Source organism: Solibacillus sp. R5-41, assembly GCF_002736105.1.
In the GTDB taxonomy this organism is placed as follows: Bacteria; Bacillota; Bacilli; order Bacillales_A; family Planococcaceae; genus Solibacillus.
The window spans coordinates 2047570-2072545 of the sequence record NZ_CP024123.1 but is presented as its reverse complement, the minus strand read 5'-3'; the positions used below and the strand labels follow the sequence as shown (position 1 = coordinate 2072545).

Genomic DNA, 24976 nt, shown 5'->3' with positions numbered 1-24976 from the left:
ATTATAACATAGCCTTTTTCTTATTAAACTAACGAAGCAGGTTAGTTTAATAAGAACGACTTTTTGTGAAGTGTGAAAATTTTATCGACATCTAGATAGTTTACTTGTTTTGTTGTTAATCTTACATTATCAGTAACGTAATAAAAGAAGATTAATTGAATTGTTATATTTTATTTGTGTTAGCAAACTTTTTAGATTAGCTGTACGTCAAACTTATAGAGTGCACTTATAATGAATTTTCACCTTAAGGAGAAGTTGTAAAAGATGAACAAAACAGATTTAGGGACAAACATCGCAGATTTTGTGATGCAGAATCAAGAAAAGTACTACAGACTGGCTTACCAATATGTACAAAATCGGGAAGATGCACTTGATGTGGTGCATGATGCCATTAATAAAGCGTTCTCTAATAAGAATTCATTAAAAAATCCTGAGTATATCAGAACATGGTTCTATCGAATTGTCGTGAATACGGCCCTTGACCTGCTTCGGAAACAGAAAAAACTAATGGTTATAGATGACGAGATACTATCTAACTTAGATACAGGAATGATGGATAATTATGAAAATGTTGATTTAAATACAGCAATCAATGCGCTACCCGAGCAGTACCGTAGCGTGATTATACTCCGATACATCGAAGACTTCAAACTAGGTGAAATTGCTGAGATCTTAAACGAAAATGTCAGTACTGTTAAAACAAGGTTGTACAAAGCGTTACAAATATTACGCATCGATATGATTGAGGAGAATTATTAATAATGGATGATAAATTAAAACAAATGAAAAAAGAAAATGACAATATTCCTATTCCAGAAGAATTAGATTTTGTTGTTAGGCATGCAATAAAACAAGGAATGAAGAACAATAAAAATCATAAAAAATTGCCTAAAAAAATTACTGGAGGAGTAGCGGCAGCAGCACTAATTTTTGTATTAGGTGTGAACACGAGTGAATCCTTTGCGGCTTCAGTAAAAGACGTGCCTGTCATTGGTAGTCTAGCAAAAGTTGTTTCCTTCCACGAATTTAAAGAAGATAAAGAAACATATAAAGCAGATATCAAAGTACCGGCTATACAAGGATTGGAGAACACTGAATTTGAAGCAAGCTTGAATAAAAAATATATGGTTGAAGCCCAAGCACAATATGAAGCCTTCAAGGAAGCTATGAAATATGTTGAGAGCATGGGCGGAGGGCATATTGGAGTCGAAGGGGGTTATGAAGTGAAGACCGACAACGATCAAATCCTTTCTATCGAGCGTTATGAAGTCAGCACATCAAATGGTTACTCCGCAAGACAATTCGATACGATAGATAAGAAGAACGAACTTTTAATTACATTACCAAGTCTTTTCAAAGATGATAACTACATTTATAACATCAGCAACAATATCCGTGAGCAAATGATCGCAAATTATAAGAAAGATAGCAGTAATTACTACTGGGTAGCGGGGATTGTTGAAAAGCCTGAAGAGGTATCTTTTGTAAATGTCGATAGAAATCAAAGTTTCTACATCAATAACGAGGGTAAGTTAGTCATTTGCTTTGACAAATACGAAGTAGCACCAGGGGCAATGGGCGCTTTGGAGTTCATAATTCCTACTGAGGTCATTAAAGATGATCTTGAAAGCAATACGTATATCAAATAGTCCGAGAGCAGAGCCTTATTCAACTAACGGGGCTTTAATGCAACAAGGATTTCAAATGGTCCCCAAACGATGGTTTGGGGGCTTTATTTAATTCAAATAACGAAGCAGAATACTTTATTAAAGCGAGGATAAATATTTAAAACAAATGAATGAACAGTATATGATAAGATGGTTATTAATTACATTAAATGGTTTTAATTCATATGGAGGGTATTTATGCATGATTTTTATTTAATAAAAAAGACCGAAACACAAAATGAAGATTTTTTTAAATATTTTTGGAGAGATAAAGAGCATTACAAAGATTTAATTGTTGAATACATTGGACTTGAAGATAACATAGTTGAATATATTTATGATTCACTTACATGGATTCCATGCAGGAACCCTAGCTTGCCTGGAATGCCTAAACACATAGGCTTTAATAACATTGGCGTTACCCTATTTGATGAACATTCGGCTGCTTCCCTTATTTCTATTTTTACTGCTTGGAGTGATTTATTAAAAAATGGTCCAAAAGAAATCCTAAAAATGATTTATTACCATAATTACTCCGAGGATGAATTAGTGCGTTTCGATAGAGACTATGCGATAGCAAAATTTGAAAAATTCAGTTCTATATCCAAACAACTGTCTGAGGGCAATTATTATATATATCATTGTGGGATATGAAAACCAAAAACTAATTTTACTTTGAGCAGAAAGCGATAAGAGTTTATCCTGATTAACAATCATTAAGCAAAAATCGTTACCAGACACCGCTTTGGGAAAGATAATAAAATTAAATACAACTACGAGTGTTTAATTGGCATTGAGGTTGGAGGGGGATTTTTTGCATCCAGTAGATTTATTATTTCTAATAGGTATTGCAATTATTGTGTTAATAGCGGTTGTTATTACATTAATAATTTTTCGAAAAAGAAGAAAGTTGGCACGAATTATTGTTAGTATAATTGTCGGAAGTTATATTGTTTTTTTCGCAATTTATCCTACTATACGCTCAAATATTCATGCACAACGTTATGATGGATTAGAAGAATATTTACAGAACACATATCCTACTGAAGAGTTTTATATTGAATCAAGGGATTACGATAATGTCATTCAATTAGGTGATTTTTATGTAAGTAATAAATCTACACCAAATAGAGGTGTTGTTTATCGTGTTAAAAAAGGTGGAGAAATAATTCAACTTGAAGGTTCTTGGCAAAAGTACCACTAAAAATCCACTTTGCATTTCTCAATGATACATTCAAAATAATTTTAAATAACGTTCCCAAATGAAAGTTAGGTAACAATACACCCCATTCTAGTGTGAGTGGGGTGTTTGCTTTTGGCTGCTTATTAATAGTATGTCCTGAAACGGCGCTTTGGGAAGTTTTTTAGTCTACATAATTGCTAAAAATATTCAATTTATGTAAATTGTGATAAAATAAGGATAACTTTATTTTAGAAAGGATTGATTAATATGAAACAGGTAACAAAGGTGATTGAAAAGTAGATATATTTTTCTCTTTTCAATCTCAATGAAACTAAAACAATTGAAAAGAGGATAAATGATGTATTCAGACAAAGAATTGACGATTCGACCAATAGTAGAAGAAGATTTATTTCGCTTATGGGAGCTCATTTATAAAGATGAAAAACCAGAATGGAAAAAATGGGATGCCCCATATTTTCCCCATCACTCCAAATCATATGAAGATTTTCTGTTATCAAAAGATGAATGGATTGGTGATGAAAGCTATTGGGTGATTGAAGTGAGTGGAATTGTCCGAGGTATTGTTTCTTATTATTGGGAGCATGAGCCGTCTAAATGGCTTGAAATGGGAATAATATTACATGAAGCAGGCTCATGGGGAAAAGGCATTGGTACACGTGCATTAAATTTATGGATAATTCATCTATTTTCAACTATACCTTTAGTTCGTGTTGGCTTTACAACTTGGTCTGGGAACGAAAGAATGATTCGTGTTGGTGAAAAACTAGGTATGCAAATCGAAGCACGTATTCGTAAAGTTCGCTATCACGAAGGTTTTTATTACGATTCAATTCGTATGGGTATTTTAAGAGAAGAATGGGAAAATAATGCATTGCATATGGAATACATTGAAAGATAAATAATCGTTCCCAAATCAAAGTTAGGTAACAAAACACCCAATTCAATTGAATTAGGTGTTTTGTTTTGGCTGCTTATGATCAGTATGTCCCCAAACCTTGTTTTGGTAGCTCTGTTCTTCAACTAACGGGGGCTTTACTTGAATAACATTGAGTTGCAAATGCAGCTCTTTTTTCTTATTGAACTAAAGCAGCAGGTTAGTTTAATAAGGAAAAACTAGTATTTGTGTAGATTTTAAATGAAGTTTTACTGTTTTTAAAAAAGATGTACCGTTTTAAATAAAGTTATACCGTTTTACTCCTTTGGATTACTATAATCTAAAGGAGTGTTTTTATTTCTAAAAGAACTAGGACATCTAAAGTTGAGAAGTCGATTAAAGAAGGTCGAGGATCTGGAGTATTCGCGGATTATAAACTGTGGTTAAATATTCAGGATGTTTCATCATTGGGAAGGCCTACACGTTTAAGAGGAATTAAAACAAATAGACAACATGAATTGTGATAATATAATAATAAGAAGTCTTTGTTTTAGGAGGATTATATGAGCTTGATAGCGCAACATCCTTATATAAAAATAGAAAGAAAAGTGACAAGTATTGAACAGTTTGAAATTGAGCATGACCGAATCATTTACTTATACAATGATAAGGTCGTTACACAGAATAGAGAGTTTCCGATTAAGGTTGTGATGGATTTTTCTTATCGAGAAATTGCAAATCAAGGTGGTATTCTCTATTTACATACGCTACAAGGTGTATATACGTATATCGTGAAATCTTCACCAAAAGATTTTATCACAGCATATAGAGCATATTTCAAGTAAAGGTTGCATTATACGTTCTAGATGAAAAATCGGCAAAGGAGTTTAAATCTGGTTATGAAAAGGTTACGGGAATTCCAGATTTAACAAAATGTAGGGAGCCTTATCGGTACTTATATCGTTTATTGTCAGTTCAAGGGAAAGTTGATTTAAATGTTTGGTTAAATCACAAGATATTATTTTATATAATCCTTATTCAACTAACGGGGTGCTTTACTTCAAGAAGGAGTAAAGCATTTTTTCTTATTAAACTAAAGAAGCAGGATAATTGAATAAAGAAGATTGGAAGGAAAGTAATTCACAAAAAAAGGAGGTATAAATGGTGGACTTATTACTCTGGATAACAATTGCTTTCATAATAATCGGATTTGTTGTTCTCACTTCTATGAAAAAAGGTATGGAAAGTAAGCTCGCTTTTATAACAGTAAATATGGAAGGAGAGGAAAGTTCAACAAAAGATAAATCCATAATTTGGTGGATATTGAGTGCCACAGCTTGGGGAATAGTTAGTATGATTCTTGTTGTTTGGTGTTTTCATAATAACTTTGGATAACTGTTGGTTTCAAATGTACTTAAACAAACGGGGTGCTTTAATTGAAGTTACGTATCCTGAAATAATCAACCTTTATTATAAAAACCAAACTAGATAAATAAAGAACCAACTGTTTTGATCAAATTTTGTTTCAAAACGGTTGGTTTCTTTCTATATAAAATTAGCGTTTGTAACTTACTTTTTATCGAACTTTATTCAAAAGCTACATTTCTTTAAATTATTTTGGGGATTCACAAACTCTACGGAGCGTTTGTTGTAAAGGACATCAATGCACATTATTATAAAGTAGGAGGAGGGATTACACATGGATAATGAAAAAATTGGTCAGCTCATCTATCAACTGCGGAAGGAAAAAGGGCTGACACAAAAACAATTAGCTGATGAAATGCTTCTTTCAGACCGCACCATCTCAAAATGGGAGCGCGGTTCCGGATGTCCAGACATTTCACTACTCCCGCAATTATCAACCCTCCTAGAAGTACCCATTGAATATTTATTAGTTGGGGAAATCACATTAAATGAAATGGTAGGAGGAAATATGAAAAAGTCACTTTATTATGTTTGTCCAAATTGTACGAACATTGGGCTTGCAACAGGGAATTTCACTATTTCATGTTGCGGTCGTAAACTTGAACCACTTGAAGCAAAAAAAGCTACAGACACTGAAAAATTAAGCATTGTAGAAATTGACAATGAATGGTCTATTTCCAGCGAACACCCAATGACAAAGGCGCATTATATTTCGTTTGTAGCATTTGCAACGGGTGAACAAATCCAATTAATCAAACTATTCCCTGAATGGAGTTTGAACGTAAGACTGCCAAAGAAAAAACACGGCCAAATTCTATGGTACGATACGAATGACGGGTTGTTTTATCAGTATATTAGATAAAATTTGACCATTAAATGTTAAAACAAAAAGGACATGGAGCGCAGCATGTCCTTTTTTCGTATATGCATTTATTGTTTTAGGTAGCGTAACTCGGCTTCTTGGTCAATAGAGAACGTATTGAAAATAAATCAATTATTTGTTCTTGCTTTTGTTCAGTTTGTTTAAAACTACCAAACATATCGCTTTTTTCTGCTATTATCTCTGAATTCATCAAAACTTGTAATGTAATACTTCAAGTTGGGACTCCGTTCGTTCCATTTTTTTATAACATTTCAAGTGATTCATGATCCGTCATTTAAACCCCTCTTATTAATTTCATTCCATCCATTTCACACTATCACAGCCTTTTCTACCAAATAGAATACATATTTTTTATGTTCAAACTTTCATAATGAATGATATTCAAAGTTTGAACATAAATTAAAAATTGAACGCCGTTTAAAAAAACATTGCAATTTAGAATTTAGACCGCTAAAATGAAACTTAATTCAGAATATACAGAAAACAAATTTTATACCTTAAGGAGGAATAAAAACACATGAAAGCTACTTTTTTAACAAAAGAACATGAAATGTTTAGAGAAGCACTTAGAAAAATGCTCCAGAAAGAAGCGTATCCGTATTACGAAAAATGGGAAGAAGAACGTGATATTCCACGTGAATTTTGGTTAAAGCTAGGCGAAAATGGTTTCTTACTTCCATGGGTGGAAGAACAGTATGGTGGCTTGGAGCTTGATTTCTCTTACTCTATGATTTTAACCGAAGAATTAGAAAAAGTAGGGGTGGGTTTAGCGAGTGGAATCTGTTTGCATTCCGATATTGTAAGCCCTTACATCGCGACGTATGGGACAGAGCAACAAAAACAAAAGTGGCTTCCAAAAAGCGCTACTGGTGAATATATTTCCGCAATCGCCATGACTGAGCCTGGCGCTGGTTCAGACTTAGCCGGCATAAAAACTACTGCGCGTAAAGACGGTGAATACTATATTTTAAACGGAGAGAAAACGTTTATTACAAATGGCGTCCATGCAGATTACGTCGTTGTAGTTTGTAAAACAGATACTCATGCACAACCCGCGTATCGCGGAATTAGTTTACTAATCGTTGAAAATGGAACAAAGGGGTTCAAACGGGGGAAAAAGTTAAATAAAATCGGCATGCATTCTGGTGATACAGCAGAGCTAATTTTTGAGGACGTAAAAGTACCTGTTGAAAACCTACTTGGTGAAGAAGGTAAAGGATTTTATTATTTAATGGAAAAGCTGCAGCAAGAGCGCCTTGTCGTAGCACTTCAAGTTCAAGTAGAAGCAGAAGAAATGCTGAAACTGACAATAGATTATGTGAAAGAACGTAAAGCTTTCGGCAGCCGAATTGCCGATTTCCAAAATACTCAGTTTAAACTTGCTGAAATGGCAACAGAGATTGACATGGGACGAAACTATGTGAATACCTTGACCGAAAAACATATGCATGGCGATGATATCGTCAAAGAAGTATCGATGGCAAAGTGGTGGATTAGTGAAATGGCAAAACGAGTAGCTGCGGAATGTCTTCAACTTCATGGTGGCTATGGCTATATGGAGGAATATGAAATTGCTCGTAGATATCGTGACATTTCGGTGACGTCCATTTACGCTGGGACAACCGAAATTATGAAAGGAATTATCGCCAAAAAAATACTGTCGTAGGAGGCTAAAATGAAACTCTCTGAGAAAAAAATACTAAAGAAGAAAGAACAAATCTTATTATCCGCAATTACGATCGTTAATCGGAGAGGTTATGATGGCGCAACAATGGAAGAAATTGCGGCAGAGATGTTGATGACGAAAGGTTCTTTATATTATTACTTTAAAAATAAAGGCGATTTAATGTACCAATGTCATAAACTTGTGCTCGCGCAAGCAACGCAAGAGCTTGAGGAGGAGTTACAAGGAGAGGGCACCGCGGAAGAAATTCTTCGAAAAATGGTCGCCACACATATCAACTATGCAGTGGAGGAAAAAGAAACCTTTAACATGATTATCGAGCCGAAACAAATGTTTAATCCCGAACAAATCGAACCAGTGCTGAAATTACGAAAGCATTATTCTAGTCTATTTGACAAAGTAATTGAAAAAGGCTTCACAACAGGGGAATTTCATGTGAAGGAGCCGATTATAGTCCGAATGATCATACTTGGTGCAATGAATTGGATTCAACAATGGTATAGCCCAAATGGGAGAATGGCAAAGGAAGAGCTCAAACAGCATTTTGCAGACTACATTATTAAATTATTGAAATAAAGGGGCGATCGATATGTTACTACCGGAATTATTCGGCAATTATGCTCAAAGTCAACCAAACAAAGTGTTTACTTCTTATAACGGACGTGAGTGGACCTATCATGAATTTTATGAAAAGGCGAAACGAGTTGCGGCTTACTTTCAATCGAATGGCTATGAAAAGGGCGATATCATTGCGCTTTATTCATTAAACACCGATGTATTTTTAGTGTGCTACTTCGGTCTTCAATTAGGTGGATTTTCTGTTATGCCCGTAAATACGAAGCTCGCTGTTCCTGAAGTGGAATATATTTTCAATCATTCAGAAGCAAAGTCGCTTATTTATGATATACGTATTGAAAACGTCATTGACGCGACGAAATATGTCTTCCATGAAAAGCTAGCAATCGGAGGCGAAAATCAGCTCGGTAAGATTCTCGATGATGAATCACTCCACTTATCACCTGTGCCATTAGGTGAGCATGATACGTCCGTTATTATGTACACATCTGGAACAACCGGGAAGCCTAAAGGGGTTATGTTGACGCATCGAAATATCATTGCGGCAGGAGAAATTTGGTCAGAGGTAATGGATATTACAGAAAATGACCGCATGCTTGTATCCACACCATTATTCCATTGTGCAGCAGCGCATGTTTTCGTTGTCCCAGTTACGTATAAAGGTGGAACGATCATTATTGAAGAGACGTTCTCTACTGACAAAACATTAGCACTTTTACAAAATGCAAAGCCGACCATGTTCTTCGGTGTTCCAGCAATGTATACGATTATGTTGAATTTGCCACATATAAAGGAAATTGAGCTTCTAACACTGCGTTTATTCGGTTACGGAGCGGCACCTATGCCCTACGAAATTTTGAAGAAATTAAAAGAAACATTCCCGAATATAAAGGTACAAAACTTATATGGTCAAACGGAAAATGCACCTGCCGCTTCCTCACTTAAAGACCATCTTGCCCTTCATAAAATCGGATCAGTTGGTGAACCACTACCACAAACGGAAATACGAATCGTCGATGAATACGGCAATTCACTACCTGCTGGACAAGTTGGAGAAATTGTCGTAAAAGGCCCTCAAGTCATGAAAGGCTATTTAAAAAATGAAGAAGAAACAGCTCGCGCAATAAAAGATGGTTGGCTCTATTCAGGCGATTTAGGGCGATTCGACGAGGATGGGCTTCTGTATATTGTAGACCGCAAAAAAGATATGATTATTCGAGGCGGAGAAAATGTTTACCCAGTTGAAGTGGAAGAAGTGCTCTATCAAATTCCTGAACTATTAGAAGCGGCAGTAGTCGGCGTGCCTCATCCCGTCTACGGAGAAGTACCAAAAGCTTTCGCCGTTGTAAAAGAAGGGAAAACGATGACAGAAGCGCAAGTGAAGGACTACCTGGCAACACAGCTCGCGAAATATAAAGTGCCATTGGAAGTAGAATTCCTGAATGAATTACCGAGAAATGCTTCTGGTAAAGTGTTGAAGCATACATTGGGCCCTAAAGTGGATGTAGGTGTGTGAGGATAAGCTAACTATCTTCATTAAGTAGAAAAGTCAATTTTAATAGTAACCAAGTCATGTTGGCCAGAAAATCCGAAGAAGGAGGAGAAGTTGAATTATGAAAAACGTATACATTATTGATGGAGCAAGAACAGCATTTACAGCATTTGGAGGATCTTTTGCAGGTTTAGGTGCAACGGAACTCGGAGCAGCGACAGCGATTGAAGCGATGAAGCGTGCAAATGTAGAGCCGAATCAGGTAGATCATGTCGTTTACGGAAATGTCATTCATAGTAGTGAGAATGCATCGTATCTTTCGCGCCACATCGGACTTCATGCGGGTGTTCCACAAGAAGTCCCGGCCTTAACGCTGAATCGATTATGTGGATCAGGTTTGCAAGCCATTGTAACTGGCGCACAGCATATCTTGCTTGGAGAAGCACAAATTGTGTTAGCGGGTGGGGCAGAAAATATGTCACAATCCCCGTATGCAAACTTTGAGCAACGATTCGGTGGAGCAAAAATGGGTACACTGAAATTTCAAGACATGCTGCAAGCGACGTTAACCGATTGTTATACAGGAAGCGGTATGGGGCTTACGGCAGAAAAATTAGCTGAGCAGTACGAGATATCGCGTGAAGAACAAGATGCGTTTGCCATTGAATCCAATCAACGAGCTGCACAGGCTCAGCAAGACGGAATATTTGCTGAAGAAATTGTCCCAGTAGAAGTAAAAACACGAAAAGGTACGATTATCATAGACAAAGATGAACATATTAAACCGCAAGTACATGCAGAAGGAATGGCCAAGCTTCGTCCTGCATTTAAACAAGATGGAACCGTGACAGCTGGTAATGCCTCTGGAATTAATGATGGCGCGGCATCTTTTATCATTGCAGGAGAAGATGCCGTGAAAAATCACGGATTAAAACCATTAGCGCGGATTGTTTCTTGGGGAGTAGTTGGCGTCGATCCAACAATTATGGGGATTGGACCGGTACCGGCAATCAAGCAAGCATTAGAACGAGCGAACCTTACAATTGATGATATTGATGTATTTGAAGTGAATGAAGCGTTTGCGGCGCAATTTTTAGCAGTTGAAAAAGAGCTTGGGTTAAATCGTACCAAAACAAATATACACGGTGGTGCCATTGCACTCGGACATCCTGTAGGTGCAAGTGGCGCACGCGTATTATTGTCAGCTGCCTATGAATTAAAACGTCGTAACGGAAAATATGCAGTCGCGAGTCTATGTATCGGTGGTGGACAAGGAATTGCAGTGGTCATTGAACACGTAGAAAACGAATCAAATTAAGGCGGGTGAAAAAGGATGAAGGTAGGAGTTATCGGTTCAGGCATTATGGGAAACGGCATTGCCCAAACATTTGCCATGGCAGGATATGATGTCATACTTAGTGACCTTAATGAGGAGGCACTAGTGAAAGCGCGTGAAGTTATTGCTATTAATATTGAAAGAGTGCTAAAAAAACACGACAGCACGCGTAACGGAAATGAAATTCTCCAACGTATCCAATTTACTTCGGATAAGGCATTATTAGCAGATGCGGATTTGATTGTAGAGGCCATTATTGAAAATATGGAAATGAAAAAATCCATTTTCAAAGAGTTGGATGAAATTTGTGAGCAAAAGACTATTTTTGCCTCCAATACTTCCAGTTATTCTATCACAGAAATTGCAGCTGCAACAAAGCGTCCTGATCGTGTGTGCGGCATGCATTTTTTCAATCCAGTCCCTGTCATGAAGCTTGTTGAAGTGATTCGAGGGGAGGCAACTTCGGATGAAACGGTCGCCTTTGTCCAACAATTAACTGCTCAAATAGGAAAAGAAAGCATTACCGTGACAGATGCACCATTATTCGTTGTCAATCGCATTCTTATACCGATGATTAGTGAGGCAATTTTTGTTTTAGATGAAGGTATTGCAACCGCAGAAGATATTGATAAAGGAATGGTTTTAGGAACAAATCAACCCATTGGTCCGTTAAAGCTTGCGGATATGATTGGTTTGGATACGTTGCTTTATGTTCAAGAAACGCTTTTAAATGAAACCGGTGATTCGAAATATCGCATTCCACAGTCGTTGAAAAAGCTAGTTCGTGCAGGGCATTATGGGCGAAAAACAGGGCAAGGGTTTTATCGCTATACTTAGTGTAGAAGACGCATAATTTGAAAACAAAACATTTAGCTTATTGGACAGGGCGCTGCCGTTTCCAATAAGCTTTTTATATGCTGAATTATTCATATTGAACAAAATTATCGACTAATACCGTTAAATTTATTACCTTAAATGCCTCTTATTCCTTGTCCGAAATATTGACTTAAGTAGAATCATAATTCATAGAAAAAAGGATATCGAGGTTCTTTGTTTCTAATAAAAGTTATTCAGCTTCCATCAGTGACTCATAAATATCAAGGGATTTTTGATAATGGATATGAGACGCTTGATGTTCCCCTTGTAAGTAATAGATTTCCGCTAGTTTCGTTAACGATTTTGCTTGCCAACGCTTCATATCATGCTCTTCAAATAATTTGAGCGCTTGTCGCGTATACGTTATCGCTTCAGCCCAATTTGATAATGAAGCATGTGCGGAACCTAAAATATAGAAAGTCTTACCGCGTAACCGTTTCTCTTGAATAAGCTGTAAATTCTCTTCAACAAGGGAAAGGGCTTCTTCATATTGATGAGCTACTAGGAATGTGTCGGCAAGCTCATATAAGCTATTTTGCTTATGATAGTGTAAATGTGCTTCTTCTGCTGCGATTAAACTTTCTTTTAAGAAATGGATCGCTTGCTCGTAATCATACGTATATTTATAAAGGATTCCTAAATTGGTTAAGCAACCGACAATTTCTTGGATAGCGTTTGTACTTTTGAAAAAATGAAGGGCTTCTTTCGTATAGCGAATCCCTTTTTCATAATCCTTCAAATACGTATGGGCTAGGCCACGTAACATTTTAAGTGCACCGTAATTGTAATGAATTTGGATTGCGTCTGAAAGAGAAAGAGCCTCCTCTACATAACGGATTCCCTGCTTATATTCACCTCTTCGACAATGACAATAACCTAGTATGTTGAGAAGCTTTAATTCGAATAATCGCTCCTCATGATGATTACTTTTAATAATCGATAAGCCATAGAAGCCATAGTCAATCGCTTCATCATATTTTTGACCATTCATATAACTGTCAGCAAGCTTTACATAAATGTCGATTTTGGCGATTGGATCATGTGGATGAAGATAAATTAACGATTGTTTCAGTAAGTCAATCGCATCCAGGTATTGTTGTTGTTCATAAAAAACCTCACCCTTTAATGCTAAAATATCTCCCATAAAATCTTGATTGCCTACTTTCTCGATTTTTTCGATGATTGAAGATGCATCTCCATATTTGCGAAGGTTAATGAGCCTTTTCGCAATTTTAATCTTTTCCGATACTTTATGGTGCGTAGTAAATTCTACAGAGTCTTCACTTTCTCCCCCAATAAGATAGTTGATTGAGACAGCAAGCTTTGTCGCAATAATTTCTAACGTTTTAAGCGGTGGCTTTGTAATGTCATTCTCAATTTGACTAATAAACCCTCGTGTAAATTCAGGTTCAGCTAAATCAGCTTGTGTTAAGCCTAATTCCTTTCTACGAAGTTTAATTTTATGACCAATATCCATAGTTTTCCTCCCGAAAAATCATTTGCTTATAAAATATACAAAAAAACCTAAAAAAATCCAAAAATATAAATTGACATCACCAAAAAATAACCAGATAATGTTAGTAATTAACGGAAAGGTTAATATTACTATCGTTTAAAGGTGACATAAAATGAACAAGATGTTAGTATTATTATCTTTGTTCACTCTTCTAACGTCAAATGATTTTGTATTTTTAGGTACAGTTGATCCTAATGGTTTAGTCTGGCCGGCTCCAATGAATGATTCGTTAGTAGGCGACTTAGTCTGAACGACTCTAATATTTATAGATGAGGAGGCCAAAGTGTAAACCTTGATAAATTGTAAGAAGGTATTATAGAGGCTTCGGATCAATTCGAATTTCTTCTGGAAAGAGCTATAACTATTAATATAGGAGTGAAATGATGTCAAACCTTATTGAGATTGAAAATATTAGCAAATCATTTGGTGACAAAGTTGTCTTAAAAGACGTTACGTTCAATGTGCCTTATGGATCAATTGTTGGGTTTATTGGTGATAATGGGGCAGGTAAATCAACAACATTTAAAACAGTACTAGGATTAATTTCTAAAGATGGCGGTACAGTAAAAATATTTGGTGAAGAAAATATAAATAAATACGTCAAGATTAAAGAAAATATTGGCGTCGTATTTGATGCTATGAATTTACCGGCTCATCTTACAATAAAACAACTAAATAAAGTTTTTAAAAAACTTTTTGACTCTTGGGATCAAGCCAATTTTTATCGATTAGTTAATGCTTTCTCTTTACCGATAGATAAAAAAGTAAATAAATTCTCACGTGGGATGTCAATGAAACTGTCTGTATCTGTTGCATTGTCGCATAATGCAAAATTATTACTCCTAGATGAGGCGACGGGAGGCCTTGATCCCTCATCAAGGGAGGATTTGTTAGATGAATTAAAAAGTTTTGTGAGTAAAAGTAACGGCGGTATATTACTTTCATCTCATATCATGAGTGATGTCGAGAAAATAGCTAGCCACATTGTCTTTATAAAAGATGGTGAAATTTTATTAAATGAAGAAAAAGATAAGTTTTATGAAAATTATGCTGTTGTAGATATTGATGTGGAACAATTAACGTTACTCAACAAAGAAATATTTGTGGCCAAAAGGAAGTATGATTCTTATTTTAGTGTACTTGTATCAGATAAAAAGAAATTGCCAAATGGAATGGCTGCTCAAACTATCTCAATGGAAGAACTTAGTGTCTTCTTAAGCAGGAGTGAAAAATAAATGACCGGTCTATTATTGACAAACTATTACCTAGTTTATCGAAGCATTTTTGCGTACACAGGACTAACTATATTGGTGTCTGGGATACTTCTTTATTTTGGAGACTCTTCAATACATGGAATGGCTGCTATGCTTATTATCTTGTTAATGACTTTACCTGCAACTGAAGTTATAAAACTTGAGGCTAGGTCTGGTTATGACAAGTACGTACTTACTTTACCTGTTAGTAGAAGAAATATTGTACAAAGTCACTACCTTTTCTATTTTTTAATTGCATTTATCGGAGCTATATTATCATATGGCATTTTCTATATATATGATCTAGTTTCAATTACATCAATCGATGGCATATTTAGTATTGTCTCTTTTGGGACTTTCGTAGTTCTCTTTGCTGGTGCGATAGTTTTTCCACTCCTCTATATTTTTGGGCCAGAAAAGTCGGATGCTATTGTACTTGGAAGTGGAATGGGGGGACTTTTTGCTACTATTGGATTACAAAGCGTAGTTGGCTATTTAATAGAACAATTACCACTGTCAAATTTAAATATTAATCCATCTTTATACGTTCCGATTATATATCTAATATTGGGAGCTATCATATACATTATTTCTTATTTCATTGCAGCATTTATATATCATAAGAAAGAATTTTAACTTATTTTCAATTGAACCCTTTTTTTTATGCCTTTCACAACTGGACTGTGGGTGCAATCGACACGGGTAACTACCCGCAAAGTAGATTCTCGATGCGTCTCACAGCGCGGATTTTTAACAGTGGTGGGGCAGTGGATGTAGTAACAGCACCGTTTAATCTAATCATTACTCATCATTCTGTAACTAAATAAATTCAAAGTCCGTCAGTATTGTTTATTGCAGTCATGGCGGACATTTTTCTTTTTGCTATCGAACAGCATTTTTTGAGTGAAAACGTCTAAATAAGAAATAACGGAAAAAATGGGGGACATTATGCGGATTTTTTTCAATAAGGTAACACTTTTAAGTATAAGTTTTTTTCATAGTAATCTAATATTTATGTCAGGTAATTCTTATACCTATTCAAGATCTTGATTTTATAAGTAGTCCAGAGCTATTGGAAATTCAAAAAGAATACGCAATAAACTATCCCTTAGGAACAAGTCTACTTTATCTAGGTCTATTTCTGATGATTTTAGTTAAAATTTTTTCCTCTTTAAGAAAAAAAAACAAATTTCTCAATCAAAATTCTGATGCATATTGATTCAAACACTAAAACACATTTAATAACGTGAGCCGCTTTACACAAACAATGGAGCGCAAAGTTTTGTTTGGTTTTGAGAGAGATGTAAAAAATCATTCCATTTTCTTACCTCTCGAATTATTATTAAGTACGGGGGATATTGTTATCCTTCCCAAAATGTATAAATATAGAGCGGAGGATTTAAATGACACCAGAACAAATTGTTAAGAAATTTTTTGAAGAAGTACGTTCAGGGAATAATCCAGATTACGCAACTGAATTAATGGCAGACCAAGTATTGGCGCATCAAGTAATTTCTGAAGAGGAATTAACAGTTAAAAGAACGCCAAAAGATTATGCTGATCACGTAAAAGAAATGATCGAGGTATATGGCAAATTTTCATTAGAAATCCAAGAGTTTATGGGACAAGGTAATAAAGTATATGTACGCTGGAAACAAGTTGGTACGCATGTTGGAGAAGTCGATGGATATCAGCCAACAAGCCTTCCGGTTATTGAAATAGCAAGTGCAGTTTATAGAATTGAAGATGGTAAAATAGCAGAATATTGGATTCAAATTGATCGTGAGGGTATTGAAAAACAACTCAACCGTAATAAAAGTCAATAATCCAATAACGATTGAATGTAAAATTAGTAGGAGCTCGCAAAAAGACAATGTTGGTGGAAAACCTGCAATTGATGATAACATTAAAAGAAAGTAAACAGATTGTATAAAATATGGGAATGTGCGAAAGATAGTGGATGGGCAGTAGTTTATAGATAATACGGCTCTTAATACGGATTCCCGTAAATTCGGCTTTTTAAGCGAAATAATAAAAGTACGGTTGATTAGCCGAATTTCTAAGTTATCATTTAATATAAACCAAAATTGAAAGGGGGTGTCATTCGTGCAAAACGCAGTCTCTGTATTTATATTAGATGTTACAGATTCTAGTAAATTTAATAATGGACTAGAATTAAGTGAATATCTTACAAAATGGCAAAATGTTTTAGCGAATACTAATAGTACAAGGAAAATAGCAGTTAAACATAGAATGGGCGATGAAATAATATGTCTGGTCGAAGGTTATTCTAGTGCACTTATGATAGCTAACTATATCATCTACAATTGGAAATACCAAGATAATATGCCTTATTTCGGAGTTTCTTGTGGAATGATTGAAGAGAATATAAATCATATAAATATTGAAACCTGGAACAATATTTTAATTAAAAATGCAAGAATGGCAAATGATAAAATAAAAGAAAATAAAAATCGTAAGAAGTTAATTGAATTTAGCCCATTAAACAATAATGAGATTGGTGAAATTGAATTAATTAATATTTTATTGCAATTTCAAAGTGCAGTAATTTTAGAGCAAACAGCCAAGCAAAGAGAAATTCTAGGTTTATTTAGTCTTATGCGATCACAAAAAATAATTGCAGCTCGGGTAGGAAAATCTACTTCTACAATTTCTGGTCATTATACAGCTGGAAAGACAGATTTAATACTAGAAGCTGCGGAAACGCTTTATAACTTACTGACTTTAAAAGAAACACAATCTAGAATAGATAGTAATAATAAAAATACAGTTCAAGAAAAGTTGGAAGAGGAATTAAAAAGGAACATTAAACTATTTAGATTTGGTCAGGAGTACTAAAATGTTAATATTACTATTCATATTAGGACATTTAATAGCTGATTATCCGTTACAGTCTGATCGTTTAGTTAAGAAAAAGCAAAGTGGGACTATGGGGGTATTTCAACATGTCGGTATACATTTAATAACATATGTAGTATTAGTAATAGTGAGTATTTTTTTAGGTTTGATTGAATTCAATGTAATAATTATTTTCTATCTATTTATTATTTGTTTACTACACCTACTAACCGATTTAATTAAAGAAAAGTTAAATAATCGTATTGTAAAATGTAGTAATTTAAGCCCACATCAAATATCAATGCGACTCACTTTATTGTATATTTCAGACCAATTAATCCATATTTTTAGTATTGTGGCATTCGCGATTCTTCTGTTTGAAGATTATAATAGTTTACCGAATAAATTAATTGATTTTGTGACAGCCCGTGAGACTATTGAATTAAATTTCCAAACAAAAATTATTGGTACGTTAATTATTTTATTAACAAATACATATTTTTTTGGACATCTTATAGGGAAGATGTTATCTGAATTTAGACCGACAAATAAGATAATCGAAACTTCTATTGAGGGAAGCTTCACTTCTAGTAATACTAACTTGAGATATGAAGGATTTAGTGAATTAAATATAGAAACTCAATTAGATAAGTATGTTACGAAAGCTGAAGATGATGTGAAATTGAATAAGAAAATTTCGTTTATAAGTGATTCGCCTCCAAAGGCTGGTATGTGGATTGGAGTTTTAGAAAGAAATTTAATTTTAATACTTTGTGTGTCAAATAATTTATCAAGCATTGGATTTTTAATTGCAATGAAGGCATTAACTAGATTCAAACAATTTGATGATAAAAGTTTTTCTGAGTACTACTTAATTGGTACAATGCTAAGCGTAATATTAGGAATTACAGCTGGATTTGTAATGAATTTTATATGGGGATAATTAAAAATTTGATCTATAGTGCTGTAAATAGTTAAATTTATTGCTCCAACACGTCTACTGGATTGAGGCTCCAAATTTACGAAATATTTATATACATCATTTACTTTACGCCACCCCTCGACCTAATATTATTCCCAAAAAACAATTTCCAACAAACCCTTACATACCAATGGATTTAGCGTTATAATAGCATCTAAAGCTGAAAGAAATGTTTGTGTCAGAAACAACAGTACATCGGTTATGCGGAGACGGATCAAATTGGCATCGTGTACCATGCGAATTATTTGATTTGGTGTGAACAGAGCCTAGAACCCTTGGTATTAAAGGGTTTCTAGGCTCTAAATTGTTCATGGACCCCAATAGGGACCCCAAATGGAGCAAAATCACATAATTTGTTCCTTTTTAGTGACAATTAAATTTAATAATTCACTCGCTTCGGTTTCTTTCTTGACAAGTGAGTGAGCATAAATATTATTCACCGTATTAGGATGATCTCCAAGCATTTCAGCCACAGTGATTAATGAGACATTTCTTGATAACAAAATGGATGCAAACGTATGACGTAATCCATGTGTTTTAATTCGCCTAACTTTATACTTATCTGATATATACCTCATAGCATCTTTTGTATAGCTATCCGCAATTGGCTGTAAACCCCTCACTGTAATAAACACTACATCATCATTTTTAGGTTCGAAATTACGCTTCCATTTTTCCTTAACGGTCCAGTTATAATAAGTCTTTAATTCAGCTGCGAGTACATCGTAAATATGCACTTTAAGAATACTACGTTTGGTTTTCGGATTACGTTCACCATGTCTATCACGTGTTTTTGTAATTGAAATTGTCTTATTCACTAAATCAATATCAGAAAAAATAGAGGCCCATTGCTTCACCACGTCTCATTTCGGTCATTGCAAGTAAAGTAAATAGCGCAATGCGAGTAGGGGAGTCGTTTTTCTTAATAGCTACTTAAAAATTCATTTAACTCTTCTTCTGAATAAAACTAATCACGTTCAATTTCTTCCGCTTCATCAAAATTCAATTCAGTTATTGGGTTTCGTTTTAATGGCATTCAATTAAACTATCATCAGAAATTAATAGTTCGGCAGCAAAACGGTTGGCCTCACTTCGATTTTGAAGCAGAACGAGCAAAAGTTGAAAATTAGGTGGAGCATGACCAAGCAACAAGTAGATCAAGCAATCAGTGATTTAATCAGCGATTATGTATTTCTGTTTGAAGCATTGGTGGATGTACATACACGAATTTTGGGTTGCACAGATGCATATTATGCAACTTAGCAATTGCGCTATCTTCAAAATTTGATAAATGCCGGGATTGCGGAGAAAAGGGAGGAATAGGGATGACACCTACGTATGAGAGCAAAACAGCTATTTATGACAACTATCGTGCACCAGCAAGATTAATTGAGTTCGAGGGACATGTATATGAATTTAAGGGTATCGAACAAAAAGCAGATGTTGATACCCATAATTATAGATGTAATTACGAGCAACATAATTTACGGATCCATTTGCAAGGTGACGTGCCGTTTTATGTTGAAGGGATTTATAAGGTTGAGGATAGTGCTGATGCAGTACACAGAGCTATGTAAACTTGTAGATAAAGACGTGTTAGTATTCGTGGGAATGTTACAGCACTAGAAATTAAACAGTTGAAGTGCGAGGGATATAAGTTAGTAGCCCTTAATAAAAATGGTATTCGGGTGGCGTAGGAGGTTTAGGGCAATGATTCAATTTACAGTACCAGGTCCAGTTCAAGCACAGGAAAGGCCGAGGTTTTCGAGAATGGGTAAGGGTGTCAGAACACACGACGCTCCCAAGTCTCGTAATTATAAAGAGTTGGTCAAGCTCGTAGCATGGCAAAATAAGCCATTGGAGCCTATACAGGAATCGATACGACTTGAAGTGGATGTATTTATCATTCCACCGAAAAAGTACCATACAAAACCAAAACTGGCGCATATTGCGAGTGGGGAATTAAGACCGACGACTAAGCCAGATTTAGATAATTTGGTTAAGGGCATTAAAGATGGGTTCAGCAAAATTATTTGGAATGATGATGCGCAGATCGTTGAGATGGTGGTCCGTAAATTTTATGGGATGCAGCCACGTGCAGAGGTGAAGGTTAAGGTACTAAGCAATTGAAAGAAATTGTGCAGTAAAAAATAAATTCTTACTGCACAAAAAAATTAAATGGTAGTTGTTATATTCAAGTTGCTGGTGGAACAGGAAAGCAGTTAATAATTCATTTTCTAACAAGTGAATTTCTTTTATTAATTATTATTCCTGAACAAGCTAATACTGTACCCGTACTTGTCAAATAATAACTGTCTTTATTTCTGGTGAAAAATTCAATATACTACCTACTGCAGATAAAAATATAAGGAGAAAACCTGTAACAATCAAAATATTACCGAGTTTAAACATTTTAATTCTCCTCCTTTATGGTTTCATATTATATGCGAAAAAAATTGGAGCAATGTTTTTTCATTGCATAAATTAACCTGATATTTGGATTAACAAGAGGATAGCATAATTAAGGATTTTTTAAACAATCAATTCGACTATTGGACATTTTGTCAAAAGAAGAACGTAATTACCTAATTATTTCATGACGTATTCATTTAACAACCTATCAAGATCTTGACTAACTTTAATAGTTTTTGGATGGGTTAGACCTTTTTCCATTCCAAAATTTATTAATTGGGATCTTAGTTTTTCTATATTTTCCATAATTTTATTTTTATTGGTAAAAGGCACATTGAATTCTCCTTTAAATTAACTTATTAAGATAAATATACAATAAATAAAATTTTGGTGAAAGATGTAAATTGTGGAAATAATATTACATTGGAAGCAAAGGCTAACTTGGGCAAATATACGAGGGGGGCAAAAGCAGGTGGTCGTAAATCAATTGGACACAAGGAATTTGAAACGATGGCAACAGAGGTTAAGAGTAAAGACGGGTACACGCTGCATTATTTAAAGGCGATTTAGTAATAAGCAATTGAAAGAAATTGTGCTGTAGGGGAAATTTTGGACAAGGATAAAAAAGACTGTCCATAGACAGCCTTTGTGATAAATTTATTTAGTTTTTAGATTACTATTATTAGATTCTTTAGCAAAGGGGATTAAAATAATTCCTAATATAAACAAAATGTTACCTGTCCGTTTTATCCATAGATAATATTGGTGGTCTTTTAAAAAGTACAGTGAAGTAAAGATCAAAATAATACCAATACTAATCATCAACTTTAAAGAAATCGGAATTTTTGACACTCTTATGCTCCTCCTTTTATGTATATTTTTAGGGAGTAAATAAACATTTCCAAATATACCATATATAATATTTATTGAAAAAAATATACTATTTAATATTTTTTGATATATCATCTGTAATTTTGTAAGTGGTTAACAGTAGACAAAAAAATGGAAATAGACTTAATCGTCTATTTCCTCCTGCAACGCTCGCCATCTTACTTTATATTTAGCTTTTGGAATATCGTGATACTGCTCATAGCGACACAACCTACAAGAACAGTGAACCTTTCCTTTGCTTAATGTTCCACGTACAGGTAGGAACTCATCTTCCATTTGATAGACATTTTTTAAAATGGCCCATTTTTTTTGAATGATTCTCTCGCGATGATGGCGAGTGTAAGATTTTGAACGGTTTTTCATGTACATCAGCTCCCTTGAGAAACCCAAGCTTGCAAGGAGCATCAAGGGATGTAATAGCACTCCCTACAAGCTCGGTATTGAGCTGATATATTGAATTAATCGATTCATTGCATAATTCCTTTCATTATTAATTTGAAGATAGTATCACATAATAGTTCAAACAAATAAAGGAATTATTTATGAGGATTACTGAACACTTTGTAAATAATGTGCAGTAATCGGGGATTAAATGCCTCTGACGGGATTCGAACCCACACTCCTTTCGTAAGCATAGGCTAGGGGGAACACGCTTCCCTACGGACTTTCACCGGCTAGGAATTTCACCTGCCTCAGCTCTTTTGCTTTTCGGTGCTTCTGAAACCCTTCCCTTGCGACCCGGCGCTACAATTGTTTTCCGGCGCTCTTCCCTTCTAGAGCTACAGAGGCGAATATTTATACTATTATTATACAAATACGGCAAGGAATTGAAAATGTTTTTTAAATTATTTATTAATGTACAATTTGTCAATTATGCCTATTAAAAGGCATAAAAAAAGACCTGAGTTTCCACACCCAGATCAGCAAAATTATACAGGTCTAGTATAACAAAAAGCCACAGCTTTGCAGAGCTACGGCTTGACGTGTTGCTAGAGGTAAGGAGGGCAAGGTTTATTACATTAATAGCAAGATTAAATATGCAGAATGGGAAGAGAGGGTCGTGTCATAAGATGTGATATAAATATATGGAGGTGAACCTAATTATGGATTATATTGTGCATTTAAATGATTTCAAACCATATAAGGTGAAGTCAGTGAATTTGGTTGAAATAAAAGAAGGGTCTTACTTCCTTTATGATGAAAAAGGACGTGTATTGCTCACTGCACCAAGAGAAAAGGTTAAATGCATAGCGAGTAAAGATATTGTTGAAAAATAATTAGCCAAAGTCACTCATTTTAATGGAGTGGCTTTTTTTTATGTCTGAAATAATAGAAAGAAGGTAAAGACATGAAGAAATTTCAAAAGACAGCTCTTATTGAAGTGGTTGGAACAACAAATGACGGTGACTATCTTGTACAGAACGAAGATAACGACACTGATAGAAACTCTAAAAGGATCACTTGTCTAAAAGTGACCCTTTATGGCATAGCGGAAGAATTGTAACAGCAAAGATTTTTTGTAAGGCTAAATTTGCATTATCCTATTATTAATATTTTGTGTAATAACTTTTTTCTAATGGTGCCCTTCACCTAAATAAAGAGCCATATCTATTAGACTGTTTCTAATCGAATAGCTTGAATATATTGACAATCAACGATGATTGTTGAATCAGGATCTGTTGATGGATCAACAAAGAATGCGCAACAATCCTTGGAGCTAATGTTAATAAAAATAACATTTTCTATAATTTGTCCTCCAACTAAGTAGAGATCAACTTCAGTCTGAGGTTGCAAGCGTCTTAATTGATTACAAACACAACCTTGACAGCTTTCATAATTGTTCAATTTCAGGAACTCCTTTCTATTTTAAGGTAACGCTAGCCTTACTCTACTAATTTATGTATTTAAGATGAAAAGCTATTGGCAAATTGCCTATTTAGATATAAGTTATTTTGCTTAAAAGATAGAAAGAAATATAAACAAATGCACATGGTTAATTGACCAGTTCTAGAATTTCGATTATGTAAATGTAGAGTTGCTAAGAGATTCATTATCCAAAATCCAAAATGTACAGAGTTTATAACTAACATAATTATTCCTAAGTGGTTAATTTATGTATTGGAGGTGATAAAAAATATGCAAAAAAAGAAGGGCAATAAAAAAGAAAAAACAGAAGAGTTTGGAACAGTTTTAAGTCCTGATGATTTGGATATCCGCGAAGGAACGATTTAACGAAAGAACAGTGTAAGAATTCAAATCAAGGTAAACAATCCGACAATACTAAAAATAAAAAGTAAAAAAATCCCCAGTTTTAAACTGGGGACTACTTTAAATAGGCTTTATAAATTCTTATTATTTTTCTGGATGATTTACATGTAATGGTGGAGGTACTAGCCAACCTTTTTCTTTATTAAGGCGTAATAGTTTGGCGCCAAGCAGTGCTTTAGCTGTATGGAATTGACCGTACATTAAGCCGATGTCTTCTCTAATAGACGTACCAATCGCTTGACTACATGCAACTAAACTAGCAGCAGCGTCTAATGATATTGCGGCACTGATTTCTGGATCATTGAACTTTGCACCAGGAGGGATATCTTCTAGTCTTGCATCTGCACGTTCAGGCGGTGCAGGAGGTAATGCAATGCCATTGGTTTTTAGAATCTCTTCTAATGGTTTAACTTCTTCTTTTGCACCTTGAACAAATTCTTCTATGATTTTTTTCAAGTCTTTATCACCAGCATGATTATAAAATGTTTGATACCCAGCAATCATGCCATAGTTTGTAGCAAGATTTGTCCAGATACTGAACACCTCACCATAATGTAATGGTTGGTCTTTTGGATTACCGCTAAACATACCCATACTCGCACTTCCTTTTCTGTTTTTTTGCCATTATCAAGCAAGGATAGTATGAGCTGAAAAAATAATATAATACTTGAGATTGCAAAATTGGGTGATGGTTGATAATGAATAAATTGGTCGATGAAATTGCGGATAAAAAATATACCGATGTTCATTCTATGTTAAGAATTTTTTAAGGGGATGA

At 34.8% G+C, this 24976-nt stretch carries 30 protein-coding genes; 23 read left to right on the top strand and 7 right to left on the bottom strand.

Going from position 1 to position 24976, the window contains the following annotated elements:
• Positions 1-264: 264 nt before the first annotated feature.
• From CSE16_RS09940 to CSE16_RS09880, 13 genes are all read left to right on the top strand, one after another.
• The gene (locus CSE16_RS09940; protein WP_099423755.1) at positions 265-759 is read left to right on the top strand and encodes an RNA polymerase sigma factor SigV; all 495 of its coding nucleotides are present in this window, start codon (positions 265-267) and stop codon (positions 757-759) included.
• 2 nt (positions 760-761) lie between these two features.
• On the top strand, positions 762-1649 hold the full coding sequence (locus CSE16_RS09935) for an anti-sigma-V factor RsiV (protein WP_099423754.1): 888 nt from the start codon (positions 762-764) through the stop codon (positions 1647-1649).
• A 216-nt stretch (positions 1650-1865) separates the two neighbouring features.
• Entirely contained in the window at positions 1866-2321 is a 456-nt protein-coding gene (locus CSE16_RS09930) for a hypothetical protein (protein ID WP_099423753.1), read from the top strand.
• A gap of 160 nt (positions 2322-2481) precedes the next feature.
• Positions 2482-2871, top strand: a complete 390-nt coding sequence (locus CSE16_RS09925; protein ID WP_099423752.1) for a hypothetical protein — start codon at positions 2482-2484, stop codon at positions 2869-2871.
• Between the two features lie 337 nt (positions 2872-3208).
• On the top strand, positions 3209-3769 hold the full coding sequence (locus tag CSE16_RS09920) for a GNAT family N-acetyltransferase (protein ID WP_099423751.1): 561 nt from the start codon (positions 3209-3211) through the stop codon (positions 3767-3769).
• Positions 3770-4308: 539 nt separating this feature from the next.
• Positions 4309-4590: a hypothetical protein gene (locus CSE16_RS09915; protein ID WP_099423750.1), complete on the top strand. Its 282-nt coding sequence runs from the start codon at positions 4309-4311 to the stop codon at positions 4588-4590.
• 319 nt (positions 4591-4909) lie between these two features.
• The gene (locus CSE16_RS09910) at positions 4910-5140 is read left to right on the top strand and encodes a hypothetical protein (protein WP_099425803.1); all 231 of its coding nucleotides are present in this window, start codon (positions 4910-4912) and stop codon (positions 5138-5140) included.
• 304 nt (positions 5141-5444) lie between these two features.
• Positions 5445-6032 (top strand): helix-turn-helix domain-containing protein, encoded by a 588-nt coding sequence (locus CSE16_RS09905; RefSeq protein WP_099423749.1) that lies wholly within the window; start codon positions 5445-5447, stop codon positions 6030-6032.
• Between the two features lie 538 nt (positions 6033-6570).
• Positions 6571-7719 (top strand): acyl-CoA dehydrogenase family protein, encoded by a 1149-nt coding sequence (locus CSE16_RS09900; RefSeq protein ID WP_099423748.1) that lies wholly within the window; start codon positions 6571-6573, stop codon positions 7717-7719.
• 9 nt (positions 7720-7728) lie between these two features.
• Positions 7729-8313, top strand: a complete 585-nt coding sequence (locus CSE16_RS09895; protein ID WP_099423747.1) for a TetR/AcrR family transcriptional regulator — start codon at positions 7729-7731, stop codon at positions 8311-8313.
• Between the two features lie 13 nt (positions 8314-8326).
• Complete coding sequence (locus tag CSE16_RS09890) at positions 8327-9829, top strand: class I adenylate-forming enzyme family protein (RefSeq protein WP_099423746.1); 1503 nt, start codon at positions 8327-8329, stop codon at positions 9827-9829.
• 97 nt (positions 9830-9926) lie between these two features.
• On the top strand, positions 9927-11123 hold the full coding sequence (locus CSE16_RS09885; protein ID WP_099423745.1) for an acetyl-CoA C-acetyltransferase: 1197 nt from the start codon (positions 9927-9929) through the stop codon (positions 11121-11123).
• A gap of 15 nt (positions 11124-11138) precedes the next feature.
• Complete coding sequence (locus tag CSE16_RS09880) at positions 11139-11978, top strand: 3-hydroxyacyl-CoA dehydrogenase NAD-binding domain-containing protein (protein WP_099423744.1); 840 nt, start codon at positions 11139-11141, stop codon at positions 11976-11978.
• 229 nt (positions 11979-12207) lie between these two features.
• Here CSE16_RS09880 and CSE16_RS09875 read toward each other — a convergent pair whose 3' ends face one another.
• Positions 12208-13494 (bottom strand): helix-turn-helix domain-containing protein, encoded by a 1287-nt coding sequence (locus tag CSE16_RS09875; protein ID WP_099423743.1) that lies wholly within the window; start codon positions 13492-13494, stop codon positions 12208-12210.
• A 422-nt stretch (positions 13495-13916) separates the two neighbouring features.
• On the opposite strand from CSE16_RS09875, the gene CSE16_RS09870 reads away from it, so the two are divergent.
• The 5 genes from CSE16_RS09870 (at position 13917) to CSE16_RS09850 (ending at position 18588) form a co-directional block, all read left to right on the top strand.
• On the top strand, positions 13917-14768 hold the full coding sequence (locus tag CSE16_RS09870) for an ABC transporter ATP-binding protein (RefSeq protein ID WP_099423742.1): 852 nt from the start codon (positions 13917-13919) through the stop codon (positions 14766-14768).
• Positions 14769-15422: an ABC-2 transporter permease gene (locus CSE16_RS09865; protein WP_099423741.1), complete on the top strand. Its 654-nt coding sequence runs from the start codon at positions 14769-14771 to the stop codon at positions 15420-15422.
• Between the two features lie 767 nt (positions 15423-16189).
• Complete coding sequence (locus CSE16_RS09860) at positions 16190-16612, top strand: ester cyclase (RefSeq protein WP_099423740.1); 423 nt, start codon at positions 16190-16192, stop codon at positions 16610-16612.
• Between the two features lie 280 nt (positions 16613-16892).
• Complete coding sequence (locus tag CSE16_RS09855; protein WP_099423739.1) at positions 16893-17645, top strand: hypothetical protein; 753 nt, start codon at positions 16893-16895, stop codon at positions 17643-17645.
• A 1-nt stretch (position 17646) separates the two neighbouring features.
• Entirely contained in the window at positions 17647-18588 is a 942-nt protein-coding gene (locus tag CSE16_RS09850; protein WP_099423738.1) for a DUF3307 domain-containing protein, read from the top strand.
• Between the two features lie 383 nt (positions 18589-18971).
• On the opposite strand, the gene CSE16_RS09840 is transcribed toward CSE16_RS09850, so the two are convergent.
• Positions 18972-19487, bottom strand: coding sequence for a tyrosine-type recombinase/integrase (locus tag CSE16_RS09840; RefSeq protein ID WP_099423737.1), 516 nt, complete (start codon positions 19485-19487; stop codon positions 18972-18974).
• 465 nt (positions 19488-19952) lie between these two features.
• On the opposite strand from CSE16_RS09840, the gene CSE16_RS09835 reads away from it, so the two are divergent.
• Together CSE16_RS09835 and CSE16_RS09830 are read left to right on the top strand one after the other, a co-directional pair.
• Positions 19953-20204: a hypothetical protein gene (locus CSE16_RS09835; protein ID WP_099423736.1), complete on the top strand. Its 252-nt coding sequence runs from the start codon at positions 19953-19955 to the stop codon at positions 20202-20204.
• A gap of 133 nt (positions 20205-20337) precedes the next feature.
• Positions 20338-20757, top strand: coding sequence for a RusA family crossover junction endodeoxyribonuclease (locus CSE16_RS09830; protein ID WP_099423735.1), 420 nt, complete (start codon positions 20338-20340; stop codon positions 20755-20757).
• A gap of 459 nt (positions 20758-21216) precedes the next feature.
• On the opposite strand, the gene CSE16_RS09825 is transcribed toward CSE16_RS09830, so the two are convergent.
• Positions 21217-21345 carry an aspartyl-phosphate phosphatase Spo0E family protein gene (locus CSE16_RS09825; RefSeq protein WP_099425802.1) on the bottom strand — a complete coding sequence of 43 codons (129 nt, stop codon included), beginning with the start codon at positions 21343-21345 and terminating at the stop codon, positions 21217-21219.
• A gap of 135 nt (positions 21346-21480) precedes the next feature.
• On the opposite strand from CSE16_RS09825, the gene CSE16_RS21655 reads away from it, so the two are divergent.
• The gene (locus CSE16_RS21655; RefSeq protein WP_216641137.1) at positions 21481-21609 is read left to right on the top strand and encodes a Holliday junction resolvase RecU; all 129 of its coding nucleotides are present in this window, start codon (positions 21481-21483) and stop codon (positions 21607-21609) included.
• Positions 21610-21696: 87 nt separating this feature from the next.
• Here CSE16_RS21655 and CSE16_RS09820 read toward each other — a convergent pair whose 3' ends face one another.
• Positions 21697-21891, bottom strand: coding sequence for a hypothetical protein (locus CSE16_RS09820; protein WP_099423734.1), 195 nt, complete (start codon positions 21889-21891; stop codon positions 21697-21699).
• A 162-nt stretch (positions 21892-22053) separates the two neighbouring features.
• The gene (locus CSE16_RS09815) at positions 22054-22293 is read right to left on the bottom strand and encodes a hypothetical protein (RefSeq protein ID WP_099423733.1); all 240 of its coding nucleotides are present in this window, start codon (positions 22291-22293) and stop codon (positions 22054-22056) included.
• 740 nt (positions 22294-23033) lie between these two features.
• Here CSE16_RS09815 and CSE16_RS21350 point away from each other — a divergent pair.
• Both CSE16_RS21350 and CSE16_RS21345 read left to right on the top strand, forming a co-directional pair.
• The gene (locus tag CSE16_RS21350; protein WP_157764783.1) at positions 23034-23207 is read left to right on the top strand and encodes a hypothetical protein; all 174 of its coding nucleotides are present in this window, start codon (positions 23034-23036) and stop codon (positions 23205-23207) included.
• A 71-nt stretch (positions 23208-23278) separates the two neighbouring features.
• On the top strand, positions 23279-23434 hold the full coding sequence (locus CSE16_RS21345) for a hypothetical protein (protein WP_157764782.1): 156 nt from the start codon (positions 23279-23281) through the stop codon (positions 23432-23434).
• A 107-nt stretch (positions 23435-23541) separates the two neighbouring features.
• Here the strand turns inward: CSE16_RS21345 and CSE16_RS09810 are convergent, their stop codons facing one another.
• On the bottom strand, positions 23542-23775 hold the full coding sequence (locus tag CSE16_RS09810) for a hydrolase (protein ID WP_172954374.1): 234 nt from the start codon (positions 23773-23775) through the stop codon (positions 23542-23544).
• A 507-nt stretch (positions 23776-24282) separates the two neighbouring features.
• The gene (locus CSE16_RS09805) at positions 24283-24792 is read right to left on the bottom strand and encodes a DUF3231 family protein (RefSeq protein ID WP_099423731.1); all 510 of its coding nucleotides are present in this window, start codon (positions 24790-24792) and stop codon (positions 24283-24285) included.
• Between the last annotated feature and the right edge of the window lie 184 nt (positions 24793-24976).

Excerpts from the sequence above, each read along its gene's own strand:
- CSE16_RS09940 (WP_099423755.1), top strand. The coding sequence starts at position 265 with ATGAACAAAACAGATTTAGGGACAAACATCGCAGATTTTGTGATGCAG.
- CSE16_RS09935 (WP_099423754.1), top strand. The coding sequence starts at position 762 with ATGGATGATAAATTAAAACAAATGAAAAAAGAAAATGACAATATTCCT.
- CSE16_RS09930 (WP_099423753.1), top strand. The coding sequence starts at position 1,866 with ATGCATGATTTTTATTTAATAAAAAAGACCGAAACACAAAATGAAGAT.
- CSE16_RS09920 (WP_099423751.1), top strand. The coding sequence starts at position 3,209 with ATGTATTCAGACAAAGAATTGACGATTCGACCAATAGTAGAAGAAGAT.
- CSE16_RS09915 (WP_099423750.1), top strand. The coding sequence starts at position 4,309 with ATGAGCTTGATAGCGCAACATCCTTATATAAAAATAGAAAGAAAAGTG.
- CSE16_RS09905 (WP_099423749.1), top strand. The coding sequence starts at position 5,445 with ATGGATAATGAAAAAATTGGTCAGCTCATCTATCAACTGCGGAAGGAA.
- CSE16_RS09900 (WP_099423748.1), top strand. The coding sequence starts at position 6,571 with ATGAAAGCTACTTTTTTAACAAAAGAACATGAAATGTTTAGAGAAGCA.
- CSE16_RS09895 (WP_099423747.1), top strand. The coding sequence starts at position 7,729 with ATGAAACTCTCTGAGAAAAAAATACTAAAGAAGAAAGAACAAATCTTA.
- CSE16_RS09890 (WP_099423746.1), top strand. The coding sequence starts at position 8,327 with ATGTTACTACCGGAATTATTCGGCAATTATGCTCAAAGTCAACCAAAC.
- CSE16_RS09885 (WP_099423745.1), top strand. The coding sequence starts at position 9,927 with ATGAAAAACGTATACATTATTGATGGAGCAAGAACAGCATTTACAGCA.
- CSE16_RS09880 (WP_099423744.1), top strand. The coding sequence starts at position 11,139 with ATGAAGGTAGGAGTTATCGGTTCAGGCATTATGGGAAACGGCATTGCC.
- CSE16_RS09875 (WP_099423743.1), bottom strand. The coding sequence starts at position 13,494 with ATGGATATTGGTCATAAAATTAAACTTCGTAGAAAGGAATTAGGCTTA.
- CSE16_RS09870 (WP_099423742.1), top strand. The coding sequence starts at position 13,917 with ATGTCAAACCTTATTGAGATTGAAAATATTAGCAAATCATTTGGTGAC.
- CSE16_RS09865 (WP_099423741.1), top strand. The coding sequence starts at position 14,769 with ATGACCGGTCTATTATTGACAAACTATTACCTAGTTTATCGAAGCATT.
- CSE16_RS09860 (WP_099423740.1), top strand. The coding sequence starts at position 16,190 with ATGACACCAGAACAAATTGTTAAGAAATTTTTTGAAGAAGTACGTTCA.
- CSE16_RS09850 (WP_099423738.1), top strand. The coding sequence starts at position 17,647 with ATGTTAATATTACTATTCATATTAGGACATTTAATAGCTGATTATCCG.
- CSE16_RS09835 (WP_099423736.1), top strand. The coding sequence starts at position 19,953 with ATGACACCTACGTATGAGAGCAAAACAGCTATTTATGACAACTATCGT.
- CSE16_RS09830 (WP_099423735.1), top strand. The coding sequence starts at position 20,338 with ATGATTCAATTTACAGTACCAGGTCCAGTTCAAGCACAGGAAAGGCCG.
- CSE16_RS09825 (WP_099425802.1), bottom strand. The coding sequence starts at position 21,345 with ATGGAAAATATAGAAAAACTAAGATCCCAATTAATAAATTTTGGAATG.
- CSE16_RS09815 (WP_099423733.1), bottom strand. The coding sequence starts at position 22,293 with ATGAAAAACCGTTCAAAATCTTACACTCGCCATCATCGCGAGAGAATC.
- CSE16_RS21350 (WP_157764783.1), top strand. The coding sequence starts at position 23,034 with ATGGATTATATTGTGCATTTAAATGATTTCAAACCATATAAGGTGAAG.
- CSE16_RS21345 (WP_157764782.1), top strand. The coding sequence starts at position 23,279 with ATGAAGAAATTTCAAAAGACAGCTCTTATTGAAGTGGTTGGAACAACA.
- CSE16_RS09805 (WP_099423731.1), bottom strand. The coding sequence starts at position 24,792 with ATGGGTATGTTTAGCGGTAATCCAAAAGACCAACCATTACATTATGGT.